Below are 19,816 nucleotides of genomic sequence, written 5' to 3' on the forward strand. Positions count from 1 at the left end.
AAAGGCAGCGATGAATCCCCCCGAGCAACTCACCGACATCTCCCGCACCATCGACGACTTCGACTCGATCACCGACGCCAACAAGGCCGTCGTCGACGTCATGACCGCCGGCCAGCCCGTCCTGGTCGACGTCGCGCAGGCGCACACGCTGGTCCCCGAGCTCGCCACCGACGAGAAGGTGCTGCTGCACGCCGGGCCTCCGATCGACGTCGAGCAGATGCCCGAGACCATCCAAGGGGCGTGCATCGGCGCCGTCCTGTTCGAGGGCTGGGCCGATGACGAGGAGACCGCCCGCCGGGTCCTCGCCGAGCAGGTGCGGCTGATCCCCTGTCACGACGTCGGCGCGGTGGGCCCGATGGGCGGCATCACGAGCGCCCACATGGCACTCATGAAGGTGGTCAACACCACCTACGGCAATGTCTCCTACTCCACCCTCAACGAGGGCATCGGAAAGGTGCTGCGCTTCGGCGGCTACGACGCCGAGGTGATCGAGCGGCTGGCCTGGATGCGCGACGTCCTGGGCCCGGCCCTCTCGCGCGCCCTCGCACTGGCCGGGAGCGGGAGTGACGGGAGCGGGAGAGCCGGTTACCCGCTGACCCCGGTGATGGCCCGGGCGCTCACCATGGGCGATGAGATGCACCAGCGCAATATCGCCGCCTCGGCGCTCTTCGCGCGTGACATGGCCCCACTGCTGGTCCGCACCGGACTGCCCGCCGCCACCGTCGCCGAGGTGAGCGACTTCCTGGCCCGCACCGACCAGTTCTTCCTCAATGTGGCGATGGCCGCCGCCAAGGCCTGCGCAGATCCCGCCCGACAGGTGCGGGCCGGATCAGTGGTCACCGCGATGTGCCGCAACGGCCACGAGTTCGGCATCCGCGTCTCGGGCCTGGGCGACCGCTGGTTCACCGCCCCGGTCAACACCCCCTCGGGCCTCTTCTTCACCGGCTACGACCAGTCCCAGGCGGCCCCCGACATGGGCGACTCGGCGATCATGGAGACCTTCGGGCTGGGCGGGATGAGCATCGTCGCCGCGCCCGGCGTCACCCCCTTCCTGGGGGCCGGCGGATTCGCCGAGGCGCTGGCCACCACCGAGGAGATGGCCGAGGTGGTCACCGCCCACAACCCGAACATGCCCATCCCGACCTGGAACTTCCAGGGGGCTCCGACCGGCATCGACATCCGCCTGGTGGTCCAGACCGGCATCACCCCGATCATCAACTCCGGCATCGCCTCGAAGCACCCCGGCGTCGGCCAGATCGGGGCCGGCACCGTGCGTGCGCCGATGGGCTGTTTCACGTCCGCGCTGGAGGCCCTGGCCGAGGTCTACGGGGTCGACGTGTCATGACGACGACCCCCGACGGCCGGACGCTGCAGGTCCGGGCACTGCAGGTCTCGGCGCTGCAGGTCTCGGCCCCGGTGGCCCTGCTCGCCGGCGCCCGGTCCGCAGATCGACGCGAGATGACCGGGACGCTCTGCGGCGTCCACGCCCACTCCGTGAACCTGAGGGCCCGCGACGCCGCAGGACCACTGCTGGTGAACCTCTGCGCCGAATCGGTCGAGTCGGTCTGCCAGGCCCGGATCTGCGGGCCGGAGCTGCGTCGTCTGCAGGGGACGCGCATCGGCACCCCGGTGGTGCTGCGGGTCTCGGCCGACGACGTCGTGGCCACCCGGTTGAGCCCCTCGAGAGCCCCGCGCCCCTTCGAGGTGCCGGCGTCCTGGTTCGACTCCGGCGAGGGAGACGTCTACGGCCGGCCCCGCCTGGAGCGGGCCGCACGGGCCCTGGCGGCCGACCGCGACGTCGACGCCCTCGACGAGCTGTGCGGCCTGGGCATCGGGCTCACGCCGTCGGGCGATGACGCCCTGGTCGGTCTGATCGCCGCCTCGATGAGCGCCGGCGTGGGCGCACGGGCCAGACGCCGGCTGGCCGGGCGGCTCCGGTCGGGATGGGCCCACGGCCGTACCACGGAGGTCTCGCTCACCACCCTGCGACTGGCCCTGGCCGGGGATCTCGCGCCCCCCGTGCTGGACCTTCTGGCCGCTCTCACCGGCCCCGGGGCGGGTCTCCCGGCCGCGCAGCGCCCCGAGACCGGGGCCGTCGACCGGCTGGCCCGCCACGGGCACACCTCCGGGGCGGATCTGATGGCCGGGGTCAACGCCCTGGCCGAAGCGGTCGTCTGCCACGAAGCAGCAGTCTCCGACCGAACAGTCATCTCCGAAGAGGGGGACGTGTCATGAGAGTCGTCATCGGCGTCGGGGGCAATGCGATCGCCCCACGGGGACGCCCCAACACGGTCGCCGACCAGCGCGCCCAGATCCGTCAGGTGTGCGGCACGCTCCTGGACGTCGCCGCGACCGATGAGCTGGTGATCACCCACGGAAACGGCCCCCAGGTGGGCATGCTCGCCCTCCAGCGCGATCCAGGCGGGAGCGCCCCCCTCCCTCTGGACGTGCTGGGCGCAGAGACCCAGGGAATGATCGGCTACCTCATCGAGACCGAGCTGCGCAACGAGATGACCCGGCGCTCCCGCGCTCTCACCAAGCAGCAGCGGGCGCAGGCGCACCGGGAGGGGGAGGTCATCCGCAGCGGCGGCGCCCGGCGGCTGGTGACCACCGTGCTCACCCTGGCCGAGGTCTCCCTGGACGATCCGGCCTTCGCGCACCCCACCAAGTTTGTCGGGCCGGTGTACACCCGTGAGCAGGCCGAGGCGCTGGCGGCCGAGCACGGCTGGGCCTTCGCCGACGACGGCGGCCACCCGCGCCGGGTGGTGCCCAGCCCCCGGCCCCGCAGGATCATCCAGGTCGACTCCACCAAGCAGCTGCTGGCTGCCGGGCACATCGTCATCTGCACCGGTGGAGGCGGGATCCCGATCGCCCGCGACCACAAGGGCTACTACGTCGGCGTCGAGGCGGTGCTGGACAAGGACACCAGCTCCGCGCTGTTCGCCGCCGAGCTCAAGGCCGATGTGCTCGTGCTGGCCACCGATGCCGACGCCGTGATGGCGGACTGGGGGACGCCGCGCGCCAGGCCGATCCGGTCGGCCACGGTGGCCGAGCTGGAGGCCATGGATCTGGCCGAGGGGTCGATGGGACCGAAAGTGCGGGCCGGCTGCGATTTCGTCGCCAAGCACGGCGGACGCGCCGTGATCGGCCGGCTCTCGGAGCTGGAGAAGCTCATCGCCGGGACCGCGGGGACGTCGATCACCCGCTGACCGGCATTCCCCGCAGCTGTGTCGAGTTGATGCTGGTCATTTGGCATCAACTCGACAGCTCTTCAACCGAAATCAGTCCGCTCCCACCGCGGCGAGCATCGTCTCGGCCCATCTGCCGGCCCGCTCCAGCTCCCCGTCGGCCAGCGGGCCGGTCGTGCCGAGCACCCTGAAGTCCTCGCGCTCGGCCTCCTGGACGCCGTGGCGCCGCAGTCTCTTGGCCATCTGCTTGGACGCCGACCCGGACATGAACCCTCCGGTCACCGTCGAGAAGACGACGACGCGCGCCGCATCCAGACTCCTCGGCCGGGCATCGATCCACTCCCCGACCCCCGGGAGCGGCGCCCGGGCGCCCTTGGCCTCGGCCTGCGAGCGGCTGGCGGGATTCGGCAGGCCCATGTTGTGGGTGGGGGCGCCGATCATCACCAGATCCTCCCCCGCGGGGGCGGGCGCCGCGTCGGCCTGGACGAGACGGACCTGCGCCCCACCGGCGCGCAGTGCGGCGGCGATGGCCCCGGCCACCTCGGCGGTGTTGCCGAAACACGATTCCACGATCATCAGAACATTCATCGGACTTCTCCTCCTGAGGTCCTCGTGCGCCCCGAGATGTGCCCCCGGACGCATGCCCGCCTGGACGTGCGGCCCGTCCAGGCCCGGTCTTCAACCACTTCGGTATCCGTCCGCCTCGGTCTTCGACATTCGGTACTTGACATTCGGTACTTGACATTCGGTCTTTGGTATTTGGTATTCGGAGTACCAAGTACCATCAGCGTACTAGCCTTGCCGCATGGCAGACAAGAGGACGGGCGCGAAGGAGCCCGCGCATGACCCACTGCGCAAGCCGATCCACAAGCCGATCCACACCGGCACCGGCAGACGCGGGCGGCTCTCCGACGCGCAGACCGAGCGGAGGATGCTCGACGCCGGCGCCCGCTTCGTCGCCGAGAACGGCCTGTCACTGAGCCTGGAGCACCTGTCGATGGAGGATCTCATCCGCGACGCCGGAGTCTCCCGGACCTCCTCCTACCGGCGCTGGCCCACCAAGGACCAGTTCGCCGCGAGCCTCCTGCTGGAGATCGCCCGGGCCACCGAGCTGTCCAGCGACATCGACGCCCTCGTCGCCGCCCTGACCGACGACATCGCCGCGATCGACGTCACCACGCCCGAGGGGCGCCGCACCGCCCTGGTCGAGGCGCTGCGGGTGCTCATGCAGACCGATCTGGTCACAATGCTCGGCTCCCCCCGGTGGCGCACCTACATGGTGCTTCGGGCCGGCCACATCGGGCTCCCTGACGCCGAGCTGCGCACCCGGGTGGCCGAGGCCCTGACCGCCACCGAGCAGCGTTTCACCGCGACCCGTGCCCGGGCCTTCGAAACCCTCTGCGGGATCATCGGCTACCGGCTCGACGAGCCGGACGCCACGACCTGGGAGCAGCTGTCGCTGAGCGTCGGGGCGATGGCCACCGGCATGCTCATCCGCGGCTACTCCGACCCGACCCCCATCGTCGCACTGACTCCGCGACGCGTCCTGGGTTCACAGGTCGTCTCGCCGTGGAGCGCGGCGGCCCTGGGTGCGGTCGGCGTCTTCATGGACGCCGTGCAGCCCGATCCGGGCATCCGCTGGGACGCCGGCCGTCTGTCCGGCCTGCACGATCAGCTCGCAGACCTCCCCGCCATCGCCCGGAGGATCCTCACCGCGGACTGAGACGTCAGCCCGCGGGCCGGCCCGTCGAGGCAGTGTCGAGGTGATGTCCGTCAATCAGCATCAACTCGACAGAGCCTCGGACGGTCAGCGCGGGGTGATGCGCACCCCTTCGGGCCCCTTCGCGAACCGGACGCGCGACAGATCCTCGACCACGGCGTCGGCATCGAGTTCGCCCGTGCAGGTGGTGCGCAGCGCCAGGGTCGCGCAGCCCGCGGCGCGTGCGGCGTCCAGGCCGGCCTGGGAGTCCTCCACCACCAGGCAGCGGGCCGGGTCGACGCCCAGTCCCGAGGCGGCGAGCAGCCAGGGATCCGGGTGCGGTTTGCCGTGCTCGACGTCGCTGCGGGTCACCACCACCGGAGGAGCCGGGATGCGGGAGGCGGCCAGGCGGACCTCCATGAGGTCGCGGTCGCAGGATGTGGCGATGGCCGAGGTGGCGGCATCCAGGGCGGTGAGCGCGTCCACCGCGCCGGGCAGCGGCACCACGCCGTCGACGTCGCCCAGCTCCAGTTCGCGGATCCTGGCCAGCGCCCGGGAGCGCCGGGCGGGCTCGATGAGCCGGCTGACGATCTCGATCACCGGCACCCCGTGGTGGATGTCGGTGTCATCGACGCCGAACTCCTCGGTCCACCGCGCCCAGGCCCGCTCCACCACCGGCGTGGAGTCGATGAGGGTCCCGTCGGAATCGAACAGCACCGCCTCGAAGACGCGCCCGGCCAGTGCTCCCAGTTCCTCGCTCATGACCCCATCCTCCCCCATCCCCCGTGCCGTATCCCCCGATACCGCCCAGGCCAGGACCGGCGATGAGTTCTGCCACCACTTGTGAGTGACCACTCACTCACATATGCTGCATCGACGTGACACGAGCCCACCCCATGCCCCCGGGGCAGCGCCGCGCCTCCATCGTGGAGGCGGCCCACGCGCTGCTCGTCAGGCGCGGCATCACCTTCACCACCCGGGAGGTGGCCGAGGCGGCCGGCATCGCCGAGGGCACCGTCTTCCGCCACTTCGACACGAAGGACGACCTCATCGGGGCCGTCGTCGACGACGTCTTCGACCCCGGGCCGCTGTGCCGGGAGATCGACGCCACACCGGGGGATCTCGACCTCCCGCAGGCCGTCCAGCACGCCCTGAGCCTCATGCAGGGCCATTTCGAATCGATCAGCGCGGTGATGACATCCCTCCACCCGCGTCACCGGCCACCGGTACCCCACCGACCCCACCACGGCCCTCCCGACGATCCCCATCACGGGATCCTCGCCTGGCACGCCGCAGTGACCGGTTCGCTGACCGGCCTCCTGAACCGCTACACTGACCGGCTGCGCCTCCCCGTCGACCAGGCGTGCATCCTTCTCATGTCGGTGGTGCTGGTCGATCGCGGCCTGGCACCGATCGCAGGCCATCGTTTCTCCGCCACCGAGCTCACAGACATCCTCCTCAACGGCATCGCCGTCGCACCGGAAGCGCCCCCCGGGCCCGATCCGTACCCCTCGCAGACCCCTTCCTCATCAGTCCTTTCCCAGGAGTCCCCTTGCTCGTGAAACTCGTCGGCCGGTACATCCGGCCGTACCGCTGGCAGGTCCTCGTCATCCTGCTGCTCCAGATCGGCGCCCAGGTGGCCTCGCTCACCCTGCCGACCATCAACGCCGACATCATCAACAAGGGCGTGGTCGCCCTGAACACCGGTTTCGTGAAGTCCCACTCGGCCATCATGCTGGCCGTGGCGGCCGGCCAGGCGATCTGTCAGGTCGCGGCCATGTACCTGGCCGCGATGACGGCCATGGGCCTGGGCCGCGACATCCGCGACACCGTGTTCAACCGCACCATCGAGTACTCCTCCCGCGAGGTCAACAAGTTCGGCGCGCCCTCCCTCATCACCCGGACCACCAACGACGTCCAGCAGGTGCAGATGCTCGTCTTCTTCGTGCTGGGCCTCATCATCGGAGCCCCGATCACGATGATCGTCGGCGTCGTGATGGCCCTGCGCGCCGACGTCGGACTGTCCTGGATCATCGTCGTGGCCGTGGTGCTGCTGGGCGGTGTCATCGGCATCCTGATGACCCGGCTCGGACCGCTCTTCCGCAGCCAGCAGTCCCGCATCGACGACCTCAACCGGGTCACCCGTGAGCAGATCACCGGCGTCCGGGTGGTGCGCGCCTTCGTCCGCGAGCCCTACGAGGCCCAGCGCTTCAACACCACCAACGGCAATCTGCGCGACATCCAGGTGTCGGTGGGCCGCTACATGGCCGCCATGTTCCCGCTCGTGATGTTCATCATGAACATCTCTCAGATCGGGGTGTTCTGGTTCGCCTCCTCGCGGATCGACTCGGGCGAGATCCAGGTCGGCGCGCTGACCTCCTTCACCACCTACCTCATCCAGATCCTGATGAGCGTGATGATGGCCGTGATGATGATCATCTTCTGGCCGCGGGCCACGGTCTGCGCCACCCGCATCCTGGAGGTCCTGGACACCGAGACCTCGGTGACCCCGCCCAGCCATCCGGTCGCCGAGACCACCGAGCCCGGAACCGTGGCCTTCCACGACGTCGAGTTCAGCTATCCCGGCGCCGACGAACCGGTGCTCTCGGAGATCGACTTCACGATGGCCAAGGGCACCACCACCGCGATCATCGGCTCCACCGGGGCGGGCAAGACCACCCTGGTCAACCTCATCCCGAGGCTATTCGACGTCACCGGCGGATCGGTGCTCGTCGACGGGGTCGACGTCCGCGCCCTGGACCCGCACCTGCTGGAGAGAGCCGTCGGGCTGGTGCCGCAGAAGCCCTACCTGTTCACCGGGACCGTCGCCTCCAACCTGCGCGACGGCGATCCCGAGGCCACCGACGAGGACCTGTGGGAGGCGCTGCGGATCGCCCAGGCCGACGACTTCGTCTCCGAGATGCCCGAGGGACTCGACGCCCCGATCGTCCAGGGAGGCACCAACGTCTCCGGCGGTCAGCGGCAGCGCCTGTCCATCGCCAGGGCGCTGGTGAAGAAGGCCGACGTCTATCTCTTCGACGACTCCTTCTCCGCCCTGGACGTCACCACCGACGCGCGGCTGCGCGCCGCCCTGGCCGAGTCGGTGACCGAGTCCGCGATCCTGGTCGTCGCCCAGCGGGTCTCGACCATCCGCAACGCCGACCAGATCCTGGTCATCGACGACGGCCGACTGGTCGGCAGGGGAACCCACGAGGAACTCCTGGAGACCTGCCCGACCTACGTCGAGATCGTCAACTCCCAGCTCTCCGCCGAGGAGGCCGCAGCATGAGCGCCACGTCGCAGACCCCGACCCCCGGCAAGGACCCGCAGGCCGAGGCCTCGCAGAAGCCCGGGACCCTCTCCAAGGAGGAGCAGCAGAAGATCGCCCGCCAGGCCGCCCGCAGCGGCGGTGGACACGGTCACGGCCCGGGAGGCGGCGGCCAGATCGCCGAGAAGGCGGTGAACTTCGGCCCTTCGCTGAAGCGCCTGCTCAAGGAGCTGGCGCTGAACAAGGCGGTCATCGGGATCATCATCGTGATCGCCGCCATCTCGGTGACTCTCAACGTCATCGGTCCCAAGATCCTGGGCCGGGCGACCGACGTCATCTTCGGCGGGGTCATCGGCAAGCAGCTCGGCAACCGCATCCCGCAGGCCCGGGGGATGACCGCCGACCAGTTCATCTCGATGGCCGAGAAGTCCGGCCAGGCCGGCCAGCTCGGCAAATTCGTCGACGTGCTGCGCCAGTACGACGACATCGTCATCGGCCACGGCATCGACTTCCACAAGCTGGGCCTGGTGGTACTGCTGGCCCTGGGCGTCTACGTCGTCTCGGCGCTGTTGATGTTCCTGCAGGGATTCCTGCTCAACACCGCCGTCCAGCAGGCCATCTTCCGGCTGCGCCGCAAGCTCTCGGCCAAGCTCGACACACTGCCGCTGGCCTACTTCGACAAGCAGCCCCGCGGCGAGCTGATGAGCCGGATGTCCAACGACATCGACAACGTCGCCCAGACTCTGCAGCAGACCCTCCAGCAGCTGCTCAACGCCGTCCTCATGGTGATCGGCGTGCTCATCATGATGTTCTGGGTCTCGCCTCTGCTGGCCGTCATCAGCATCGTCGTCATCCCGGTCTCCGGGGTGGTCGCCGCCCTCATCGGCAAGCGCTCCCAGGTGCAGTTCGCACACGTGTGGAAGTCGACCGGAGAGCTCAACGCGGTGGTGGAGGAGGCCTACACCGGCCACGCCCTGGTGAAGACCTTCGGTCGCCAGGACGCGGTCGGAGCCATCTTCCACGACCGCAACCAGGAGCTCTACCAGGCCTCCTTCAAGGCCCAGTTCATCTCGGGCATCATCCAGCCGGTGATGTTCCTCATCGGCAACATCAACTACGTCATCGTGGTGCTGGTCGGCTGCCTGAGGGTCACCAGCGGGCAGATGCCGCTGGGCGATGTGCAGGCCTTCATCCAGTACTCCCGGATGTTCACCCAGCCGATCACCCAGATCGCCTCGATGGCGAACCTCCTCCAGTCCGGTGTGGCCTCGGCCGAGCGGGTCTTCGAGGTCTTCGACGCGTCGGAGATGAGTGCCGACGAGCACGGCGAGCTGGCGACGACCCAGGGCCGGGTGGCCTTCGAGAACGTCAGCTTCTCCTACTCCCCCGACGTCCCGCTCATCACCGACCTGTCGCTGACCGCCCAGCCCGGGCAGACCGTGGCGATCGTCGGGCCCACCGGGGCCGGCAAGACCACCCTGGTGAACCTGCTGATGCGGTTCTACGAGATCGACGGCGGGCGGATCACCCTGGACGGCACCGACATCCGCTCGGTGCCCCGGGCCGAGCTGCGCGCCAGGATCGGCATGGTGCTCCAGGACACCTGGCTGTTCGGCGGCACGATCCGCGAGAACATCGCCTACGGCCGGCCCGACGCCTCCGAGGAGGACATCGTCAAGGCCGCCAGGGCGGCGTACGTGGATCGCTTCGTGCACTCCCTGCCCGAGGGCTACGACACCGTCATCGACGAGGAGGGATCCAACGTGTCGGTGGGCGAGAAGCAGCTCATCACGATCGCCCGGGCCTTCCTGGCGGCCCCCGAACTGCTGATCCTCGACGAGGCCACCAGCTCGGTGGACACCCGCACCGAGGTGCTGGTGCAGAAGGCCATGAACAACCTTCGTCAGGGCCGCACCAGCTTCGTCATCGCCCACCGGCTCTCGACCATCCGCGATGCCGATCTCATCCTGGTGATGGAGCACGGAGCGATCGTGGAGCAGGGCTCCCATTCCGAGCTGATGGCCGCCGAGGGCGCCTACTACGACCTCTACGAGTCCCAGTTCAACTCCGCGGTCGAGGAGGAGGAGCAGCCGGTCCACTGATCGGGAGTCTGCGACAACGGATTCCCCGCTCAACGGCCTGTTTCGTCCCGATCGGGACGAAACAGGCCGTTGAGCGGGATTCTCGTCTCCTCAGGACGGTCGCGCGGGCCCCGTGGAGCCCCGCACGACCAGCGAGGTGGGAATGACGACGGGTCCGGCGGCGTCGCCGGTGCCCTTGCCGCGGATCTCGTCGAGCAGCATCGCCACGGCACGCCGGCCGACGTCCTCGAAGTTCTGGTGGACCGTGGTGAGCGGGGGCCAGAACGACGCGGCCTCCCCGATGTCGTCGAATCCCACCACGCTGACATCCTCGGGCACCCGCAGGCCGGCCTCGTGCAGGGCCCGCAGCACGCCCAGGGCCATCTGGTCGTTGGCGACCACGACGGCGGTGACGCCGGACTCCCGGGACACCTCCCGCCCGGCGATGTATCCGTCCTCGGGAGTCCAGTCCCCGCGCATCACGGGCGGCATCTCCAGCCCGGCACCGGCGAGGCTCTCCCGCCACACCTCCTCGCGCTGACGGCCCGGGTACGAGTCGACGGGGCCGCCGAGGAAGCGGATCTCGCGGTGCCCCAGGCCGATCAGGTGATCCATCAGGGCCCGGCTGCCGCCCTTCTGGTCGTTGTCGACGAAGGGGAAGGCCCCGGTGGCGGCCCCCGAGGAGACCACCACGACCGGCAGCCCGGGCGGGATGGTGAGATCGGTGGAGTCGGACAGCGGGATCTCGATCATCGGGATGACGCCGTCGACGGCCTGGTCCAGCAGCTCGTCGAAGGCGTGCAGGATGGCCGACCGGGTGGGCCTGGCCACCGGGACGAGGGTCACCGAGTAGCCCTGCTCCCCGGCGGCGTCGACGATGGCCGAGAGGGTGCGGACGTTGCCGTGGGTCCTCAGGTTGAAGGCCGTCACCCCGATCGTCCCGAAGTGCCCCGAGCGCAGCGCCCGGGCGGCCTTGTTGGGCCGGTAGCCGAGCTCGCGCATGGCGTCCAGGACCCTCTCCCGGGTGGCGGGCTCCACATTGTCCATCCCGTTGGCGACCCGGGAGACGGTCTGGCCCGAGACCCCGGCACGTCCTGCCACGTCGGCCTGGGAGACCCGCCGAGCACCCTTCCCCTGCATCCTCGCAGCCACGTGAAACCTCCTGATGTGCGGTTGTCCGATTCTCACAGGAGGAAGGTGTTGACGTCAACACAGGGTTGTGTCTACAGTTCATGGCGACGTCAACATCAACGAAGATCAGTGAGGGACGCATGGCTTCAATGACGGTAGCCGCAGCTCCACCCGAATCCGGGAGCAGCGCGGAACAGGCGCTCCGCAAGGACCGCAAACGCTGGACGGGATGGCTCTTCATCACCCCCTTCCTGCTGGTCTTCGCGGCCTTCCTGGTCGCTCCGCTGGCCTACTCGGTGTACCTGAGCCTCTTCCAGCAGAAGCTCATCGGGGGGACGTCCTTCGTCGGCCTGGACAACTACAAGGCGGTCTTCACCGACGAGAAGTTCTGGTCGGCGCTGCGCCGGGTGGCGATCTTCCTGCTCGTCCAGGTGCCCATCATGACGGTGCTCTCCCTGATCGCCGCGCTCGGCATCGACTCCGGACGGCTCAGGGGGCCGGGCTCCTACCGGATCCTGCTCTTCCTGCCCTACGCGGTGCCCGGCGTCGTCGCGACCCTCATCTGGGGCTTCATGTACGGCGACAAGTTCGGTCTCACGGCGTCGATCAACGACCTGCTCGGCACTCACATCGCGCCGCTGGTCTCCAGCTGGATCCTGCTGTCGATCGGCAACATCGTCACCTGGGAGTTCATGGGCTACAACATGCTCATCTTCTACTCCTCCCTGAAGGTGATCCCCCAGGAGCTCTACGAGGCCGCCGAGGTGGACGGCGCCGGGGCGATGTCGATCGTCCGCCACATCAAGCTCCCGGCGCTGCGGGGCTCGATCGTGATCTCGATCATCTTCTCGATCATCGGCAGCTTCCAGCTGTTCAACGAACCGAACCTGCTGCAGCCGCTGGCGCCCAACGCCATCACGACGAACTTCACGCCGAACCTCTACGCCTACAACCTGTCCTTCGCCGGCCAGCAGATCAACTACGCCGCCACCGTCGCCATCGTGATGGGCGTCATCACCGCGGTCATCGCCTACGTCGTGCAGCTGCGCGGCTCCCGGAAGGAGACCATGTGATGAGCGCCTCGCAACCCACCCGCCACCTGGCCCGCGATCCCCGTCAGCGCCGCTCGGTCGTCCTGACCGTCGCGATGGTGATCTTCACCGTCTACTCGCTCATGCCGCTGCTGTGGCTGATCATCAACGCGACCAAGACCCAGGGCTCCCTGTTCAGCTCCTTCGGGCTGTGGTTCAGCGGCGACTTCTCGCTGTGGAGCAATATCGTCGGCACCTTCACCTACGACAACGGGATCTTCCTGCACTGGCTGTTCAACACCCTGCTCTACGTGGTGGTCGGCGCCGGCGGCGCGACCATCCTGGCCACCCTGGGCGGCTACGGGCTGGCCAAGTACAACTTCCCCGGGCGCCGCGGCGTCTTCGCCGTCGTGCTGGGCGCGGTCGCCGTGCCGGGTGCGGCCGTGGCGGTGCCCACCTTCCTGATGTTCAGCAAGCTCGGGCTCACCAACACCCCGTGGGCGGTCATCCTGCCCTCCCTCATCAGCCCCTTCGGCCTCTACCTGGTCTGGACCTTCGCCACCGACGCGGTGCCCATCGAGATGCTCGAGGCGGCGCGCCTCGACGGCGCCGGCGAGTTCCGCACCTTCTTCACCATCAGCCTCAAGCTGCTGGGGCCCGGCATCGTCACCGTGGCGCTGTTCGCCATCGTCGCCACCTGGAACAACTACTTCCTGCCGCTGATCATGATCAACGACCCGAAGTGGTACCCGCTGACGGTGGGCCTGAGCCAGTGGACCGCGCAGGCCACCGGTGCCGCGGCGCAGCCGATCTACAACCTGGTGATCGCCGGCGCCCTCATCACGATCCTCCCGATCGTCATCATCTTCCTGCTCCTTCAGCGCTACTGGCAGTCCGGCCTGAGTGCGGGAAGCGTCAAGGGGTGATGACCCCCTGAACCCCACTCCGTCCGGTCGCCACCACCCGTTCAAGAACACCACCTCGATCCGAAGAAGGAATCAGACATGAGCAGATACGTCACCACCCGCCGCGGCTTCCTCGCCGGCCTGGGAGCCGTCGCCGTGGGCGCCGGTCTGGCCGCCTGTGGAGGCTCCGGCTCCAGCTCGACCGGCTCCTCGGCCAAGGCCACCGGAAATGCCGACGCCGTGGACGCGGCCCTCAAGAAGGGCGGCACCCTCACCTACTGGTCCTGGACGCCGTCGGGCAAGGACCAGGTGGCCGCCTTCATGAAGAAGTACCCCAACGTCACGGTCAAGCTCGTCAACCCGGGCACCGCCGCCACCACCTACACGAAGCTGCAGAACGCCATCACGGCCAAGTCCGGTGTGCCCGACGTCTGCCAGATCGAGTACTACGCGCTCTCCCAGTTCGCGCTGCCCGGCGCCCTCTACGACCTCAACCAGGTCGGCTTCGACTCGTTCAAGTCCGACTACTCGACCGGCCCGTGGGGATCGGTCAACCAGAACAACAAGCTCATCGGCCTGCCCCAGGACTCGGGCCCGATGGCGATGTTCTACAACAAGGAGGTCTTCGACAAGCACAAGCTGACCGTGCCGAAGACCTGGGACGAGTACGTCGAGGTCGCCAAGAAGCTGCACGCCGCCGATCCGAAGGCGTTCATCACCTCCGACTCCGGGGACGCCGGCTTCACCACCTCGATGATCTGGCAGGCCGGGGGCAAGCCCTTCAAGGCCAGTGGCACCGACGTCACCATCAACCTGGCCGACGAGGGCACCAAGAAGTGGACCGCGGTGTGGAACAAGCTCGTCGAGGGCAAGCTCCTCTCCCCCATCACCGGATGGTCCGACGAGTGGTTCCAGGGGCTGGGCAACGGCACTCTGGCCACCCTGCTCACCGGCGCCTGGATGCCCGGCAACTTCATCGCCTCGGTGGCCGCCGGCAAGGGCAAGTGGCGGGTCGCCCCGATGCCGACCTACGACGGCACCGCGGTCAACTCGGAGAACGGCGGATCGGCCCAGGCCGTGATGGCCCAGAGCCAGAACACCGCCCTGGCAGCCGGCTTCCTGCGCTGGCTCAACCATGAGCAGGCGAGCATCGACATCTTCATGAAGAGCGGCGGATTCCCGTCGACCACCAAGGATCTGGCGAGCTCGGCCTTCCTGAACGACGCCCCGGCGTACTTCGGCGGTCAGAAGATCAACGAGGTGCTCGCGGCGGGTGCGAAGAACGTCGTCTCCGGATGGCAGTACCTGCCCTACCAGGTGTACGGCAACAGCGTCTACGCCGACACCGTCGGCCAGTCCTACGCCAAGAACACGAGCCTGGACACCGGCCTGGCGAACTGGCAGAAGGCCCTGGTCGAGTACGGCAACAAGCAGGGCTTCACCGTCAAGACCTCCTGACGGCCGCCTGCCCCGATCACTCCCGACACGCCGTGATCCGGCACCTCCGGTGCCCGGACGCGGCGTGTCGGGCGGAATGGGCCTGCCCACCCTCTCTCAAGGACATCGATGACCACCTTCACCCTCGGCGAGCACGACTTCCTGCTCGACGGCCATCCGCACCGCATCCTCTCCGGCGCGATCCACTACTTCCGGATCCACCCGGACCAGTGGGCAGACCGGATCCACAAGGCGCGGCTGCTCGGGCTCAACACGATCGAGACCTATGTGGCCTGGAACGCCCACGAGCCGGTGGAGGGGCAGTGGTCCTGGCAGGACGGGCTGGACCTGGCGGCCTTCCTGAAGGCCGTGGCCGACGAGGGGATGCACGCCATCGTGAGGCCGGCGCCGTACATCTGCGCCGAGTGGGACGACGGCGGGCTGCCCGCCTGGCTGTTCGGCGAGAAGGCCGCCGGGGTGCGTCGCGACGAGCCCGTCTTCATGGCGGCCGTCGAGGCCTACCTGAGACGGGTCTACGAGATCATCGCGCCCCTTCAGATCGACCGCGGCGGGCCGGTGATCCTGGTCCAGATCGAGAACGAGTACGGCGCCTACGGGAGCGATCCCGAGTATCTGCGCAAGCTGGTGGGCGTCACCCGGTCCGCCGGGATCACGGTGCCGCTGACGACGGTCGACCAGCCCGAGGACGACATGCTCGCCGCGGGGTCACTGCCCGGGCTGCTGCACACCGGCTCCTTCGGATCCCGGTCACCGGAGCGGCTGGCGACCCTGCGACGTCACCAGCCCAGCGGACCGCTGATGTGCATGGAGTACTGGAACGGCTGGTTCGACGACTGGGGCACGCCGCACCACACCACCGAGGCCGGAGCGGCGGCCGCCGACCTGGACGCGCTGCTCGGCGCGGGCGCCTCGGTGAACCTCTACATGCTCTGCGGGGGCACCAACTTCGGGCTCACCAACGGAGCCAACGACAAGGGCACCTACGAGCCCATCACCACCAGCTACGATTACGACGCCCCGCTCGACGAGGCCGGTCGCCCGACCGCCAAGTACTGGGCCTTCCGGGAGGTCATCGGGAAGTACACCGAACTGCCCGACGAGGAGCCCGAGCCCGCCGACCCCGCCCCGGTGACCTCAGCGCCGTTGCCCCGGGAGATCGATCTGCTCGACGCCGTCGAGGCCTCTGGAACCTGGAGCGTCCTCGATCACCTGCCCACCATGGACGAGATGGGCCAGTTCAGGGGATTCGCCCTCTACCGGGCCCGGATCGAACTGGATGACGCCGCCGAACTGTCCCTCGCGGAGGTCCGCGACCGCGCCCTGGTGTTCGCCGGAGACCACCTGCTCGGGGTGCTGGACCGGGCGGAGAAGTCCCGCTCGGTGCAGATTCCGGACGGCTCCTACGACCTGACGCTGCTGGTGGAGGACCAGGGCCGGGTGGACTACGGGCCGCGCCTCGGGGAGCCCAAGGGCCTGATCGGGCCCGCGATGGTGCGCTCCGGGAAGCAGGGCCTCGGGGAGCATGGCCTCGGGAGGTCCGGCCTCGGGCAGCCGGGCGGGCAGCTGGAGATCACCGACTGGCAGTATCTGACGGTGCCCGATGATCCGGGCGGCCTGCTCGACGGATCCGACGCCGGTCGCGGGGCGCCTCCGGAGCGCCCGGTCCTGAGGCGGGGACGGCTGAACGTCGACGGGCCCGCCGATCTTTTCCTCGACACCGCCGGATGGGGCAAGGGCGTCGCCTGGTTCAACGGCGTCTGCCTGGGACGGTTCTGGGAGCGCGGGCCCCAGCGCACGCTGTACGTCCCGGCGCCGATGGTGCGGGCCGGGGCCAACGACGTCGTCGTCATGGACCTGCACCCGCGCCCTGGTGCGCGGATCGCCACCCTCTCGGCACCGGTCCTGGATCAGCCGATTCTGAATCCGCCGGTCACCACCTGACATCCGGGCCCGGCCGGTCGCATGCCGCCCGGACCCCATATCCTGTGTCCCAGCTTTGCGTCTCCAACTCTGCTTTCATCCTCTAGCGGGAGGGCCAACGCAGAGTTGGAGACGCAAAGCGAGCACACAGCATGGCCGGAGCGGTGAAAGTGGTGAGAGTGGTGCGGGGGTCGCTGCGCCTGGTCACATCGAGGCGTTGATGATCTCGGCCACCTCGTCGTGGGTGAGTTCGATGGGGTTGCCCTTCATCGAGGAGGCCCGCATCGCGGCGTCGGCGGCCTCGTCGATCTGCGAGCGGTCCAGGCCGAGGGTCTCCAGCCCGGGCACCTGGAGGTCGGCGACGATGTCGGCGATCCATTCGACGCCGTCAGCGGCCTTCGCGGCATGGGTGCCCGTCAGAATCCGCGCGGCCCGGTCGTACTTGCGCAGCGCCGGGTTGTCGAAGTCGCGGCGGATCATCGATTCCACATTGACCCGTGTGGCGGCAGCCAGCACGGCCGCGCAGATGTCGCCGTGGGCGGCCCCGGTCATCCCTCCCAGCGGGGCGGCCAGGCCGTGGGCGGCACCCAGCTTGGCGTTGGCGAGGCTCAGGCCGCCGAACAGCGAGCACAGGCTCATGTCGGTGCGGGCCTCGACGTCGGAGCCGTCGGACCAGGCTCGGCGCAGCCCGGAGGCGGCCCGGCGCATGCCCTCGGCGGCCAGCTGGTCGGTGAGCACATTGGCCTTGACCGAGACATAGGGCTCCAGGCACTGGGTGAGGGCGTCGAATCCGGAGGCGGCGGTCACCGACGGCGGGCAGTCGACGGTCAGCTCCGGATCGACCAGGGCGATGTCAGGGAGCATGGCCGGCGAGCGCAGGCTGGCCTTGATGCCGTGCTCGGGAGAGATGATCGGCGAATTGGCCGTCACCTCGGCGCCGGCTCCGGAGGTGGTCGGGCAGGCCACCACGGGGATGGACCGGGGTTCGAGGGGGACGCCGCGGCCGACGACCTCGATGTGGTCGAGGACCGATCCCTCGTTGCGGGCCAGGATCCCGACCGATTTGGCGGTGTCGATGGCCGATCCCCCGCCCACCGCGACGATGACATCGGGGGCGAACTCGCGGGCAGAGGCCACGGCGTCGGTCACCTGCGGGATGGTCGGCTCGCCGTGGCTGAGCACGCGCACCCGCTCCTCGCCGAGCACCTCGAGCCCGGGCAACCGGGCGGCGTGGCTGCCGGTCACCAGCATCACGCGCGGCCCGAATCCGGCGACCAGGCCGGGAAGCTCCTTGAATCGTCCGGCTCCGAAGACGATCCGCCCAGCGGTCGCGAAGTTGAACTCCATCGGTCTTCCTCTCACACAGCCCTGTCGGTCATGCCCATCATGCCTGCCCGGCAGTCGAGCCTCGACCCCGGATACCGATGAGTCCGGCCACCTGGGGGACGCCGAGGGGATATTCCACATCGCGGCCGCCGGGTGGCAGAACTCAGCCACGGGACGGGCCGACCCCACTCACCTCCGCTTCCTCAGCCCCATATTCTCGGCGACCAGGACGACGAGGGCCACCGCCACGAGGACGGCCAGACCGCCGGCCGAGCCGCTCCGGGTGCCGTCCTGGAAGGCGGCGGTCCCGGCGGTCAGACTGCTCTGACGCACCGCCACGATGGTCGACAGCACCGTCATCGACAGGGCTCCGGCGAACTGCTGGCAGGTGTTCATCATGGCGGTGGCGTCAGGAGTGAGGTGCTGGGGCACGTGGGCCATGCCGTGGGTCTGGGTGTTGGCGAAGGCCAGCCCGAAGCCGAGCATGAAGAGCAGGTACATGGCCGCCAGCAGGAAGAGGTTGACCCTCACCCCGAGGACGGCGAGCAGCACGGTGGCGACCAGCGCGACGACGGCTCCGGTCATGATCGGCACCCGGGCCCCGACGTGGTCGAGGATCACCCCGCCCAAGGGTGCGAAGGCCGCCCCGACGACAGCTGCCGGCAGCACCGCGAGACCGGCGACCAGGGAGGTGCGGCCCATCGACATCTGCGCGTAGGTGGGCAGCAGGTAGCCCAGCCCCAGGGTGATGAACTGCAGGCAGGCGAAGGCGACGAGGCTCCAGGCGTAGGTGCCGTCGCGCAGCACACTGAGATGGATCAACGGGTGCTCGGAGCGGTGGGCGGCGCGCACGAAGAGCGCCAGGCAGGCCAGTCCCACGACCGGCGTCGCGATCGCGACGGCCAGGGCCGCGGTTCCCGCCGATCCCGAACTGACGAGGGCGCCGATCCGCTCGATGCCCAGCACCAGACCGACCAGGCCGACGGCGAGAAGAACGAGCTGACCGATCGCCAGGTTCTCCTTGCGGGTGGGGGTGGCCTGCTGGATGGAGCGGGCGCCCACGATCAGGGCGATGACCAGCAGCGGGATGTTGAGCCAGAAGATCAGACGCCAGCCGGCCAGGGTGCCGATCGCCCCGCCGAGGGTGGGGCCCAGCGCCGGGGCGATGCCCAGGATGAGGCCGCCGACCCCCATCAGCATGCCGACCTTGGCGCGGGGGGCCTGCATCATGATGATGGAGAACATGAGCGGCGTGGCGATGCCGGTGCCGACCCCCTGGAGGAGCCGCCCGATGAGCAGCACCGGGTACGTGGGCGCCATGGCGGCCACCAGGGCACCGGCCATCACGGCGAGGGCCGCGACGATGAACAGCGACCGGGCGGTGAACCGGCGCTGCAGATAGCCCGACAGCGGCATGATGACCGAGACGACGAGCAGGTAACCGGTGGTCATCCAGGAGACGGCGCTCATGGTGATGCCGAAATCGCTCATGAGAGCCGGGAAGAGGATATTGACGACGGTCTCCAGCAGCAGGCCCAGGAAGGACAGGATCGCCGTGGCGACGATCGAGCCGACGAGCGTGCCCGAGACCTTCTGGGAGGAGGTGCCGGCGGTGGAGGACTGTGCGGTGGAGGACTGTGTGCGTGTGTCGACGGACACTGAGGGTGTTTCCTTTCGGGGCACGTCGACCTGCGCTCAAAGGGCACGACGGGCTGCGCCCGACGTGCGTCCAACGTCGGCGTGCGGGCGCAGTCAGTGACTGTAACCTCTTCGTCCCGTCCTTCGTAAGTCCGCCGTCAGCGAACACCC

The 19,816-nt window shown here is 69.0% G+C and carries 16 protein-coding genes; 11 read left to right on the forward strand and 5 right to left on the reverse strand.

Annotated elements, in window-relative coordinates; all coding sequences use genetic code 11:
* Nucleotides 1–10: 10 nt before the first annotated feature.
* Genes JS278_RS13840 through JS278_RS13850 form a run of 3 tightly spaced genes read left to right on the forward strand, consistent with a single transcriptional unit; the run spans nt 11 to nt 3,209 of the window.
* Nucleotides 11–1,345, forward strand: coding sequence for a YlbE family protein (locus JS278_RS13840; RefSeq protein ID WP_114045700.1), 1,335 nt, complete (start codon nt 11–13; stop codon nt 1,343–1,345).
* Nucleotides 1,342–2,235, forward strand: a complete 894-nt coding sequence (locus tag JS278_RS13845) for an oxamate carbamoyltransferase subunit AllH family protein (RefSeq protein ID WP_114045701.1) — start codon at nt 1,342–1,344, stop codon at nt 2,233–2,235. Before JS278_RS13840 ends, JS278_RS13845 begins: the two co-directional genes overlap by 4 nt.
* Entirely contained in the window at nt 2,232–3,209 is a 978-nt protein-coding gene (locus tag JS278_RS13850) for an amino acid kinase family protein (RefSeq protein WP_114045702.1), read from the forward strand. Before JS278_RS13845 ends, JS278_RS13850 begins: the two co-directional genes overlap by 4 nt.
* A gap of 72 nt (nt 3,210–3,281) precedes the next feature.
* Here JS278_RS13850 and JS278_RS13855 read toward each other — a convergent pair whose 3' ends face one another.
* Nucleotides 3,282–3,776: a flavodoxin domain-containing protein gene (locus JS278_RS13855; RefSeq protein WP_114045703.1), complete on the reverse strand. Its 495-nt coding sequence runs from the start codon at nt 3,774–3,776 to the stop codon at nt 3,282–3,284.
* Between the two features lie 217 nt (nt 3,777–3,993).
* Between JS278_RS13855 and JS278_RS13860 the strand changes: the two genes are divergently transcribed.
* A complete protein-coding gene (locus tag JS278_RS13860; protein ID WP_114045704.1) occupies nt 3,994–4,911 on the forward strand; it encodes a TetR/AcrR family transcriptional regulator in 918 nt (305 codons plus the stop codon).
* Between the two features lie 84 nt (nt 4,912–4,995).
* On the opposite strand, the gene JS278_RS13865 is transcribed toward JS278_RS13860, so the two are convergent.
* Entirely contained in the window at nt 4,996–5,649 is a 654-nt protein-coding gene (locus tag JS278_RS13865) for an HAD family hydrolase (protein ID WP_114045705.1), read from the reverse strand.
* Between the two features lie 116 nt (nt 5,650–5,765).
* Here JS278_RS13865 and JS278_RS13870 point away from each other — a divergent pair, with 116 nt between their 5' ends.
* Genes JS278_RS13870 through JS278_RS13880 form a run of 3 tightly spaced genes read left to right on the forward strand, consistent with a single transcriptional unit; the run spans nt 5,766 to nt 10,257 of the window.
* On the forward strand, nt 5,766–6,449 hold the full coding sequence (locus tag JS278_RS13870; RefSeq protein WP_147243227.1) for a TetR/AcrR family transcriptional regulator: 684 nt from the start codon (nt 5,766–5,768) through the stop codon (nt 6,447–6,449).
* On the forward strand, nt 6,440–8,176 hold the full coding sequence (locus JS278_RS13875) for an ABC transporter ATP-binding protein (protein ID WP_114045707.1): 1,737 nt from the start codon (nt 6,440–6,442) through the stop codon (nt 8,174–8,176). Before JS278_RS13870 ends, JS278_RS13875 begins: the two co-directional genes overlap by 10 nt.
* Nucleotides 8,173–10,257: an ABC transporter ATP-binding protein gene (locus JS278_RS13880; protein WP_342767025.1), complete on the forward strand. Its 2,085-nt coding sequence runs from the start codon at nt 8,173–8,175 to the stop codon at nt 10,255–10,257. The genes JS278_RS13875 and JS278_RS13880 overlap by 4 nt, the downstream gene beginning before the upstream one ends.
* 90 nt (nt 10,258–10,347) lie before the next feature.
* Here the strand turns inward: JS278_RS13880 and JS278_RS13885 are convergent, their stop codons facing one another.
* A complete protein-coding gene (locus JS278_RS13885) occupies nt 10,348–11,388 on the reverse strand; it encodes a LacI family DNA-binding transcriptional regulator (RefSeq protein ID WP_245935122.1) in 1,041 nt (346 codons plus the stop codon).
* A 119-nt stretch (nt 11,389–11,507) separates the two neighbouring features.
* Here JS278_RS13885 and JS278_RS13890 point away from each other — a divergent pair, with 119 nt between their 5' ends.
* The 4 genes from JS278_RS13890 to JS278_RS13905 all read left to right on the forward strand — a co-directional run bounded on the left by JS278_RS13890 (nt 11,508) and on the right by JS278_RS13905 (nt 16,702).
* A complete protein-coding gene (locus JS278_RS13890; protein ID WP_220149985.1) occupies nt 11,508–12,440 on the forward strand; it encodes a carbohydrate ABC transporter permease in 933 nt (310 codons plus the stop codon).
* Nucleotides 12,440–13,324: a carbohydrate ABC transporter permease gene (locus JS278_RS13895; RefSeq protein ID WP_114045710.1), complete on the forward strand. Its 885-nt coding sequence runs from the start codon at nt 12,440–12,442 to the stop codon at nt 13,322–13,324. Before JS278_RS13890 ends, JS278_RS13895 begins: the two co-directional genes overlap by 1 nt.
* A gap of 78 nt (nt 13,325–13,402) precedes the next feature.
* Nucleotides 13,403–14,761: an ABC transporter substrate-binding protein gene (locus tag JS278_RS13900; RefSeq protein WP_114045711.1), complete on the forward strand. Its 1,359-nt coding sequence runs from the start codon at nt 13,403–13,405 to the stop codon at nt 14,759–14,761.
* Nucleotides 14,762–14,869: 108 nt separating this feature from the next.
* Nucleotides 14,870–16,702, forward strand: coding sequence for a glycoside hydrolase family 35 protein (locus JS278_RS13905; RefSeq protein WP_114045712.1), 1,833 nt, complete (start codon nt 14,870–14,872; stop codon nt 16,700–16,702).
* A gap of 183 nt (nt 16,703–16,885) precedes the next feature.
* On the opposite strand, the gene JS278_RS13910 is transcribed toward JS278_RS13905, so the two are convergent.
* Together JS278_RS13910 and JS278_RS13915 are read right to left on the reverse strand one after the other, a co-directional pair.
* Entirely contained in the window at nt 16,886–18,028 is a 1,143-nt protein-coding gene (locus JS278_RS13910; RefSeq protein WP_114045713.1) for an iron-containing alcohol dehydrogenase, read from the reverse strand.
* Nucleotides 18,029–18,196: 168 nt separating this feature from the next.
* Entirely contained in the window at nt 18,197–19,666 is a 1,470-nt protein-coding gene (locus JS278_RS13915; protein ID WP_181833746.1) for a DHA2 family efflux MFS transporter permease subunit, read from the reverse strand.
* Between the last annotated feature and the right edge of the window lie 150 nt (nt 19,667–19,816).

Source organism: Acidipropionibacterium virtanenii, assembly GCF_003325455.1.
In the GTDB taxonomy this organism is placed as follows: domain Bacteria; phylum Actinomycetota; class Actinomycetes; order Propionibacteriales; family Propionibacteriaceae; genus Acidipropionibacterium; species Acidipropionibacterium virtanenii.